Genomic DNA, 8,676 nt, shown 5'->3' with positions numbered 1-8,676 from the left:
TCAGTGGGTCCCGGGTTCGAATCCCTGAAGGTGCACCAATGGCCCGTTGGTCAAGCGGTTAAGACGGCGGCCTCTCACGCCGCAAACATGGGTTCGATTCCCGTACGGGTCACCAATTTTCTCTTGACAAAGAGATGAAAATTGAATATAATAGCTTATCGTTGAGAAGAACGGTAAGGAGAAGAAATAAAATTTCTTTTGCTTACTTTTCTTCTCGGAGAAAAGTAAGTTGGTGTTGATTGCGGTGAGGGTCCACCCGTTCCCATTCCGAACACGGAAGTTAAGCTCACCTGCGCCGAAGATACTTGTCTGGAGACGGACCGGGAAAATAGGTAATGCCAACACAAGAGAGGGTCTGGTCTGACCAGACCGGACCCTTTTATATTCCTCCTTAGCTCAGTCGGTAGAGCATGCGGCTGTTAACCGCAGGGTCGTTGGTTCGAGTCCAACAGGGGGAGCCAGAAACGAGTGCGGCTTGCCGTCACGAATCATGGCGGCAAGCCATTCTCTTCTTACGAAGAACCGAACACCGGTAATGGGCCTTTAGCTCAGTTGGTTAGAGCAGCCGGCTCATAACCGGTCGGTCCACGGTTCGAGCCCGTGAAGGCCCACCATGTAGGGGTATAGCTCAGCAGGTAGAGCAGCGGTCTCCAAAACCGCGTGCCGAGGGTTCGATTCCTTCTGCCCCTGCCACAGAAAAAACAGTAAACGCTGATGATATAGAGTAGAAATGGCGCGGTAGTTCAGTTGGTTAGAACGCCGGCCTGTCACGCCGGAGGTCGAGGGTTCAAGTCCCTTCCGCGTCGCCATTTGCTGCTGTAGCTCAGTAGGTAGAGCACATCCTTGGTAAGGATGAGGTCTCCGGTTCAAATCCGGATAGCAGCTCCATAAAGCCACACCAATCTGGATATTTTAAGCGGAACGCTTAGAGTATCAGAGGGTGTGGCTTTTTTATTTTCCTGAAATTTGCGTTCTGGAAAAAAAGATATTTTCGAGGTTTATGGAGCCACAGAAGGACATTGCCCCCCGGATTGCTCCATAAAATACCGGTTAACCCTCCCCTGCGCCCTTTTTCAGGCTCCAAGGCCGCCAAATGGAGGAAAAAATATATACAAAAAGTAGCGCGTCGGTTTGTTGGTTTCACAACCATCAGACCGGCGCTTTTTTGTTGCCCAGGAAGTTCAAAAAGGGCGCACACTTTTGTGTCCGCTTTGCTGAATAGATTTTTATAGAGATGATGGTATGGTGAAATTCCCGGGCAGGGGTACAGAACGATAATCGAAAAAGGACGCTGAGTCCAAAGGAGGAATATGAATATGACCGCCAAAACCTATTTCGAAGAGCTGTCCTACGCCCTGCGACGGCGGGAGCTGCTGCCCCGTTCGCTGGAGGAGGACGGCCTGCTCCCGGTGGAGTGGAACGGCCGCATCCTGTGCCGGGTCACGGAGAGCGGCGTCGTCCGGTATGACCCCACCTGGGTGGACACCAGCAGGGCAAAGGCCGCCCTGGCCCAGGTCACGGAGGCGGCGGGGACGGTGATGGAGTACATGACACTTCTGGAGAATGCCGCACCTCTGAAGGCGGATGGCCTGGCGGACGGTTACCGGGTGCTGGCAGAGTTCAACGGCACAGTGCTGGCCGGGACAGAGACGCTGCTGGGGGCCCAGTTCGTCACCTGGGCCCGGGACTATGACCGGAGCGGGGTCAACAACGGCCACTACTACATGGAGGACTATCAGGGCGCCAGGGAGGACTTCGCCCTCCGCTCCGGGCTGGTGGCCAGGGAACGGGTCTTTGACCGGGAGCAGCTGGAGGGGCTGCGCCAGGCGGTGCAGGGCTTCCTCTATGGAGAGGGCCCCGCCTCCTACCAGCAGGAGTTCCAATGCCGGCGCCTCCTGGATCAGATCACAGCCCAGCTGCCGGAAAGAACCCAGGATCAGATGCAGAGCGAAAGTCAGAAGCTTGGACAGTCCATATGAGGGCGGTGCCAAATCAGGCGCCGCTTTTTTCTATACAGAAATTGTTGGTATCGCTTGGTTTGCGGCATTTTTTTCGTTACGTATGGTGATAGCTTTATCCCGCAAAAGCGGGTATTGTTGTGGTCAGAAGCCCACCAAAAAATAACGAGGAGGACACACGTATGAAACAGATTGAGAAGCATCCCGCGCCGGAGAAGCTGCTTCAGCAGATAACTGAGGAGGCAATCAATGCCCTGGCGCTGGGCGGGCCGGACAAGATCGGGGATGAGGCTCCCATGGAGGCAGGCGTGAAGCTGATTGCCAAAGCCTGGGGAGTGCCCCGGGAGAGCCTGCAGGCCAGCCTGGAGCTGATTGAAAGAGAACGGCAGCTTCTGCGCAGCGGGAGCAGCGAGGACGCTCTGCCCAACAGCGAACTGCTGAAGCCTTACGACGGCAAGATGATTGCCGAACTGCTCTGGGGCCTGTTTGAGACGACGGCCAGGCTGGAGGATGCCCAAGACCGGGCGGCGATGCACAAGCTGGCCCTTCTCATGGCGGAAAGCCTGAACCTGGATAGTTGGATCGCAGAGTGCGGGCTATCCAAGCCCTAAGACGGAAGCATACAGGAGGGGCTGTCCTTGGACAGCCCCTCGCCCTTGCGACAGAGAAGGACCGTTTACTTCCGCTGGAGTGGAAAGGCCGCTCTGACCCAGGGCGAGGCTAACTGCCGGCGGCAGCGCAATATCTAATAGAAAGTAGGGAGCAAATCTTGAACCGTCCATGTGAGGGCAGCGCCAAATCAGGCGCCGCCTTTTTCTATGCCCAGATTTTATTTCATTTCTGCGCCCACAAGTCGTACGCCCCGGAGCACCCGGCGGAACCGCCGCCCAGGCCGGTATGCACCCGCTCCCCCCTCTGCGTGGGCTGCCCCTACCCCGCCAACGGCTTCTTCTGCTGGGGAAAGGACGGGAAGTGCCTGCGCTCGGAGATGCGGCGGCTCAATGCCCCGGACAGGCAGGTGACACAAGAAGTGAAAGAGGAGTGATTTCGCGGTGAAACCAAATAGCAACTGCTTTTCCCTGCGGCCGGCCACCCGTGAGGAGGCCAGCTTATTCTACTCAGATGACCAGACAGACAGATCATTGGGTACAGTGGGCCATGTCCGGATGGACTTTGGCTCCAGCGGCAAGGGGTTTTACCATACCTGGTGGCCTCACAATGGGGAGCAGTTCAACACGCCGGAGTTCAAGGAGGCCCTGCAGCAGTTTGTGGACGCCGTGCGGGAGGATGGGCCGTTGAAGGATCTGCCCTCTATGGGCCAATTCTGCCGGCAGAACGGCGGGGCCATCACGGAGGACGGTCGGAGCTATGGGTATCTGGCGGAGATGGGCGACTACCGCTTCTGCCTCCGGTGTACCCCCAGCCCCGGGGAATACCAGTGCTATCTTTACTGCTATGACCTGCGCCAGCAGACACTGGACAGGCCGGTGGGCCGGGTGTCCTTTGCCAACGGCGAACACATGGAGTTCACAGCCCCGCAGGATTACCTCCGGACCATCCGGGAGGAGCTGCCCACAAAGGATGGGACCGGCTTCCGCTTTGAGACCCTGACGGATGACCCGGCGGTGCGCAAGGCGGTGGACGATATGGTCTATGACCTGTATGGGGAGGAGAACCCCAGACCGCTGGCGGATTACATTGCCCGCCATGGCCAGGAGATGGGAGGGCAGCAGATGTGACCACACAGAACAGACAGCCGGTGCTGCGCTGTGTCCTGAGCAACGTGGCGCACCCGGAGTATGGCCAGGTGACCATCCCCTTTCCCATCCCCGTCATGGAATATGAGCGCACCCTGGAATGCCTGGCCGCTAAGGAACTGGGAGCACCCCTGAAACGGGACTGCCGGGTGGACGAGCTGGAGAGCGGCTTTCCCATCCTCAAGCGCCTGGAGAAGGTGGGCGCCAATCTGGACGAGCTGGACTACCTGGCCCGGCGGCTGGACAGCTTTGACGACTATGAGGCCGCCCAGTTCCAGGCTATGGCGGTCAGGCTGGGTACGTTTGATATGACGGACTTTATCAATCTTACCTTCTGCTGCCAGCAGGCCACGGTAATTACAAGATTCTCAGATCTAGAGGGCATCGGAAAGGCGCACATCCTAACGCTCCATGGCGGCCACATGCCCGTGGACGAGCTGGAACAGGTAGACGGCAGGGCGGAGGCCCTGAAGTTGATCCTCAACGAGCACGGTACCGTAACCCCCTATGGGGTGGTCTATGATAACGGTATGGAGCTGGAACAGCTCTACAAGGAGGGCGGCCCCTTCCCGGACTATCTTGACCGGGAGTTCGTCATACTCCTGGAGGCATCCTCCGGCGAGGGGCAGAGCACTCTGCTGGTTCTGCCGGACAGCCCGGCCAGGCTGGAACGTCTCCTGTGTCGCACCGGTATACGGGACAGCCCCCAGGTACACTCCAGGGTAGTGGGCAGCACCCTGCCCGACAAGGTCATCCGCAGCATTCCATCGGAACATCTGTCCATCAATGGCCTCAACCGGCTGTGCCGGGCGGCGGAGCGGATTGCACCGGAGGATTTGAAGACCCTGGTACAACTGCTGACCGACAAAAATCAGCCTAGCCAGGGGCCATCCCTGGGCGGGCTATCCATGTGAACCGAGGGGGAGAGAATATGCAGAAAACAGAATTTATCCGGCAGCTCAATGAGCTGGTTCCCAGGCCGAACCCTGTCACCACCGAGGCGCTGTACCGCTTTGACCGGGAGTGTGCGGAGACGGAGTACATCGATATGCTCACCGCCCTGCGGGTAGTGGCGCGGAATTTCAGCGAGGAAACCCTCCAGGGCGCCTATGAGATCATCCAGCACCAAAACGCCGCCCTGCCCAGCGAGCTGTTCGCCGCTGCCGTCTACCTTCAGGCCGGGCGCACACCGGCAGAGGTGTCCGGCCTGGCAAAGGAGGGCCGGCTTATGGGCTTCTTTGGCCCGGAGCGGCCGGAGGAGCTCAGCCGGATTGCAACCTGCACCATTGCGGAGTCCGGGCAGGAGCAGCGGTTTTACACCATGGACTTTGGGCGGTTCAATCCGCAGCATGCCTTGAAGCGGGCCATCACATACGGCCGGGAAACAGGCATATCCGCCACCCAGGCCATGGCCCGCCTCACCATGGATCAACCGGAGTTTGCCGAAAAGCCCGGCGGGCCCCACTGTATCCTGGACGGCCTGGGCTCAGAGCTCACCGAGGCGTTGTTCCAGCTCTCGCCGGCCTGCCCTGCCGTGGCTGCCCATATCACCTGCAATGCAGACCTGGGTATCACAGAGATAGCTTATCATCCCCTGTGGCTGGAGCGAAGCCAGCGTCAGGCGGCCATCCAGCAGATGTGAAAAACTGCTGGATATCACGGGCACACTGTGGTATGTTGTGTGCTTACCAGAAGAAAGGGCGGGAAAGAGCTATGAACCATCAGAGAAAACAGAGCATGCGCAAGAACCCCGTTGAAGGCCGGCTTCCGCTTTGGAAGCCGGCCTTTTCTATCCGAATGACACTTGCGGCAAAATGAAGGGAGGCAGATCATTATGCAGGATGTATCGAAGGAGTGGCTGGATTTCCTACGGGGCCAGTTCCCCGCGGGCAGCCGGATCCAGACCTGGAAGCTGGATGATCCCAGAAACACGTTGAAGGAGGCTGGTACTCTGGAGCACATCGATGACGAGGGCCGGTTTCATGTCCGGCAGAGCGATGGAGGTGAACGTATCCTGACCCTTGGGGAGGAGATGTTCTCCGTCCACCCGCCGGAACCAAGTCTGCTCAAGCTGTACATGCCCCTCACCGCCAGCTTCTATGCCCGGAATGAGTGGGGAGATTGGGATGAGACGGGTGAGGAATGGGACGGCAGAACGCTTCTGGACTATGAGGGCAGCATCCTGAGCGCCTTGGTAAAAAACCGGATGCCGGAGGAGACGGAGCGGGGGCTCATGCACTGGTATGGTAAGCAGGACAGCCTGGACGCCAAGGTGCGCTCCGCCGTGATTACGGCAGAGGTCCGGGCCGGCCGGCTGTGGGGTGTGGCCGAGTGCCAGGTCATCGGTCGGCTCTCTCCGGAGGAACTGACAAGCCTAAAGGGCTACCTCAGCGGCCAGGCGTCAGACGGCTGGGGCGAGGGGTTCGAGCAGCGGGAGATCCAGGTGGACGGTGGGGAGCTCTACGTCCACCTGTGGCAATCGGAGGGCTGGAGCATCCAGACGGAGGCGGAGCGGTTCGGGCCGCAGCAGGTCCAGGAGTCACCCGATGACGGGATCCCCACCGAAGCCCAGCACAGCGGGTTCGGAGGGGAGAGGAGTTCCTGCGGAATGAGTGAGCCTTGTCCGCAGGGCGAGGCGAAGGATATAAAACACGGAACGACGATGGGGGGAATGGCATTTGGATAATAAGGTGTTTGAGGTGGCCCTGTCCAACCCGGACAACGGGGCCTACACCACCTTGGCGCTTCCCGCGGAGCCCTACGCCGTGCTGGACGCCTGGGATCGGCTGCGGCCGGCGCCGGATACGGCCATTCTCTGGGAGATAGGGGATTACGGGGAGTTCACCTGCCTGTTTCCCACCCTCCAGTCGGGAGAGGATTTCCCGGCGCTCAACGCCCTGGCGGAGCGGCTGGCCAGCCTGGACAGCCGGCAGCGCACTGCTTTCGAGGGGCTGGTTAGGCTGGAAAGCAGCCGGAGCGGTATCATCCCTCTGCGCATGTTTGCCGCATTGGCGGAACAGGCGGAGCACTGCCAGGTGGTGCCCGAGGCCACGGATGACGCCTCGTTGGGCCGGGTTTACGCGGCAAACGGTTCCATCCCCGAGGTGAAGGATGTGCCGGACAAGGTGTTTGAACTGCTGGACTTCCGGCTCCTGGGCCGCCGGGTCCGTCAGTCGGAGGGCGGTGTATTCACCAGGCAGGGGTATGTGGTACCGGATGGGAACTGGAAGCCCGAAAAGGGCCAGGAACCCCGCCGCGCGCCGGAGGCCCCGACTGGCTTCTTTCGGCTGGAGCTCCGGCTCGGGGAGGAACGGGCGGAGCTCACCCTCCCTGCCGGACAGGAGCTGGTGGAGGTGCGTGACCAGATGGAGGCTGTGGGCATCTCCAACTGCACCGTCACCGCCTTCCACAGCCTGGTGCCCCAGATTCCGGAAGCGTGGGCCACGCCGGAGCGGCTGGATACCCTGAACTGCCTGGCCATCCGGCTGACCGTGCTGGAGGACCGGGAGCCGCTGAAGCTGATCAAGTACAAGGCGGTACTGGAGGCGTCGCCTCCCACCAGCCTGGAGGATGCCATGGCCCTGACAGAACGGCTGGACGCCTACAATCTGAATTGGGCCGCCGCCTCCCCGGAGGACGTGGCCCGTGGGGAGCTGCGCCGCTCCATGGGGGAGGAGAATGCCGCCCTGCTGTGCCGGTACCTGAACCTCTACGGCTACGGCGAGGCGCTGATCCAGCAGTACGGGGGCGAGCTGACAGACTACGGCCTGCTAACCCGGGTGGATGGCCGGCCGGTGCAGGAACCGCTGCCACCTCAGCGTATGCTGGGCGGCATGGGGATGGGGTGACGACGATTGAACAGAGAAGAACTGACAAAGCTCCCAGGTAGGCCGGAGGAGCAGGCATGGCTGCGGGAACGGCTGGAGATGTTAACGGTGCGGGAGGGGATCGCCCTGGACGCGGCCCTCCAGCGCCATCCCGCCCAGGACAGTACAGAGGCGGTCAGCCTGCTGACCAGCCTGGACGGGTATGAGGTGTTGGGCGGCATCCAGAGTTATGAGGATCTAGGCCTGTACTACCTGGAGGAGAATGATACAAGGCTTCTGGCGCTGCGGGACTATATCGACCTGGACAAGCTGGGCAGGCAGTATGAGGCACAGCACCCCGGCCTGTTCGTGGGAGGCTGCTATGTGGTATACCCGGAGCGGGAGCAGCCAGAAGTATACGACGGCATCGCCCTGCCGGAGCCGGACTACAGCTGGAGCCTACGGCTGAAACTGGCATCCTCCGCGGTGCCGGATGGGGTGTGGCTGGCCCTGCCGGACTACAACGACATCATGGACGTGAGGCCGGGGGAGATCCAGCTGGCCCTGGACGCTTTGGGCGTACAGACCATCCGGGGGTGCACCCTGCTGGAAGCTCGGTGCAGCCTGCCGGGCATCACCGGGCTGGAGGACGCCTATGCCGGCCGGCTGGAGGATCTGATCTACGACGGCCAGAACCTAGGGTTCATTCTCCAGGAACAGAACCAGGGGCAGAAAGATTTCCTCCAGACCTACCTCTGGGCCCTGGAGCATGAGGGCTGCACCACCCTGCCCGCAGCCCTGGAGGTTGCTCAGCACCTGAACCGCTACCATGTGGTATATACAGACCAGCTTCAGGACGTTGCGAAAGCGGAGCTGCGGTCGGCAGGGAGTACGCTGGACACGGCAGTTGCCGGTTGCTTCAACCTGGAACAGTACGGGCTGGATTTGCTGCGGAACAAGGGCTATACCCAGACAGCGGACGGCAGGGCCTACATTCTCGGCCCGCATGCTCAGATTCGGGCGCCTATGCAGATGCAGCAGATGTAACCCCAGATCAAATCTATATCAAAACGAAACAGGGGCCGTTTTCCCGGAGGGGACAGCGGCCCCTGTTTTTTGTGCCCTTTTTCGGGAGGACGGCCCAGAGGAGGACGT

9 protein-coding genes, 6 tRNA genes and 1 rRNA gene are annotated in these 8,676 nt (G+C 60.4%); all 16 read left to right on the top strand.

From position 1 onward, the window contains the following. Positions 1-40 precede the first annotated feature (40 nt). Positions 41-115: transfer RNA gene (locus tag H8S34_RS11850), tRNA-Glu, on the top strand. A 113-nt stretch (positions 116-228) separates the two neighbouring features. Then, positions 229-344, top strand: a 5S ribosomal RNA gene (rrf, locus tag H8S34_RS11845). Between the two features lie 41 nt (positions 345-385). Further along, positions 386-461: transfer RNA gene (locus tag H8S34_RS11840), tRNA-Asn, on the top strand. Between the two features lie 76 nt (positions 462-537). Beyond that, positions 538-614, top strand: a tRNA-Ile gene (locus H8S34_RS11835). Between the two features lie 3 nt (positions 615-617). Beyond that, a tRNA-Trp gene (locus H8S34_RS11830) sits at positions 618-693 on the top strand. 39 nt (positions 694-732) lie between these two features. Next, positions 733-809: transfer RNA gene (locus H8S34_RS11825), tRNA-Asp, on the top strand. A 3-nt stretch (positions 810-812) separates the two neighbouring features. Further along, a tRNA-Thr gene (locus tag H8S34_RS11820) sits at positions 813-888 on the top strand. A gap of 428 nt (positions 889-1,316) precedes the next feature. Next, a complete protein-coding gene (locus tag H8S34_RS11815; RefSeq protein ID WP_186964077.1) occupies positions 1,317-1,979 on the top strand; it encodes a hypothetical protein in 663 nt (220 codons plus the stop codon). A 161-nt stretch (positions 1,980-2,140) separates the two neighbouring features. Next, complete coding sequence (locus tag H8S34_RS11810; protein ID WP_009261467.1) at positions 2,141-2,569, top strand: hypothetical protein; 429 nt, start codon at positions 2,141-2,143, stop codon at positions 2,567-2,569. Positions 2,570-2,727: 158 nt separating this feature from the next. After that, complete coding sequence (locus H8S34_RS11805; RefSeq protein WP_138308692.1) at positions 2,728-3,003, top strand: hypothetical protein; 276 nt, start codon at positions 2,728-2,730, stop codon at positions 3,001-3,003. Between the two features lie 7 nt (positions 3,004-3,010). Next, positions 3,011-3,697: a hypothetical protein gene (locus H8S34_RS11800; protein ID WP_186964076.1), complete on the top strand. Its 687-nt coding sequence runs from the start codon at positions 3,011-3,013 to the stop codon at positions 3,695-3,697. Further along, the gene (locus H8S34_RS11795; protein ID WP_186964075.1) at positions 3,694-4,629 is read left to right on the top strand and encodes a hypothetical protein; all 936 of its coding nucleotides are present in this window, start codon (positions 3,694-3,696) and stop codon (positions 4,627-4,629) included. The genes H8S34_RS11800 and H8S34_RS11795 overlap by 4 nt, the downstream gene beginning before the upstream one ends. A gap of 17 nt (positions 4,630-4,646) precedes the next feature. Beyond that, positions 4,647-5,357, top strand: a complete 711-nt coding sequence (locus tag H8S34_RS11790; RefSeq protein WP_186964074.1) for a hypothetical protein — start codon at positions 4,647-4,649, stop codon at positions 5,355-5,357. Positions 5,358-5,549: 192 nt separating this feature from the next. After that, positions 5,550-6,401, top strand: coding sequence for a DUF4314 domain-containing protein (locus tag H8S34_RS11785; protein WP_186964073.1), 852 nt, complete (start codon positions 5,550-5,552; stop codon positions 6,399-6,401). After that, entirely contained in the window at positions 6,394-7,563 is a 1,170-nt protein-coding gene (locus H8S34_RS11780; RefSeq protein ID WP_186964072.1) for an antirestriction protein ArdA, read from the top strand. The genes H8S34_RS11785 and H8S34_RS11780 overlap by 8 nt, the downstream gene beginning before the upstream one ends. Positions 7,564-7,569: 6 nt before the next feature. After that, the gene (locus tag H8S34_RS11775) at positions 7,570-8,568 is read left to right on the top strand and encodes a hypothetical protein (protein ID WP_186964071.1); all 999 of its coding nucleotides are present in this window, start codon (positions 7,570-7,572) and stop codon (positions 8,566-8,568) included. The last annotated feature ends 108 nt before the right edge of the window (positions 8,569-8,676 follow it).

Source organism: Pseudoflavonifractor hominis (assembly GCF_014288125.1).
Taxonomy (GTDB): Bacteria; Bacillota; Clostridia; order Oscillospirales; family Oscillospiraceae; genus Pseudoflavonifractor_A; species Pseudoflavonifractor_A gallinarum.
Note: the sequence above shows the minus strand (reverse complement) of the source record. Positions and strands in the feature narration are given on the sequence as shown.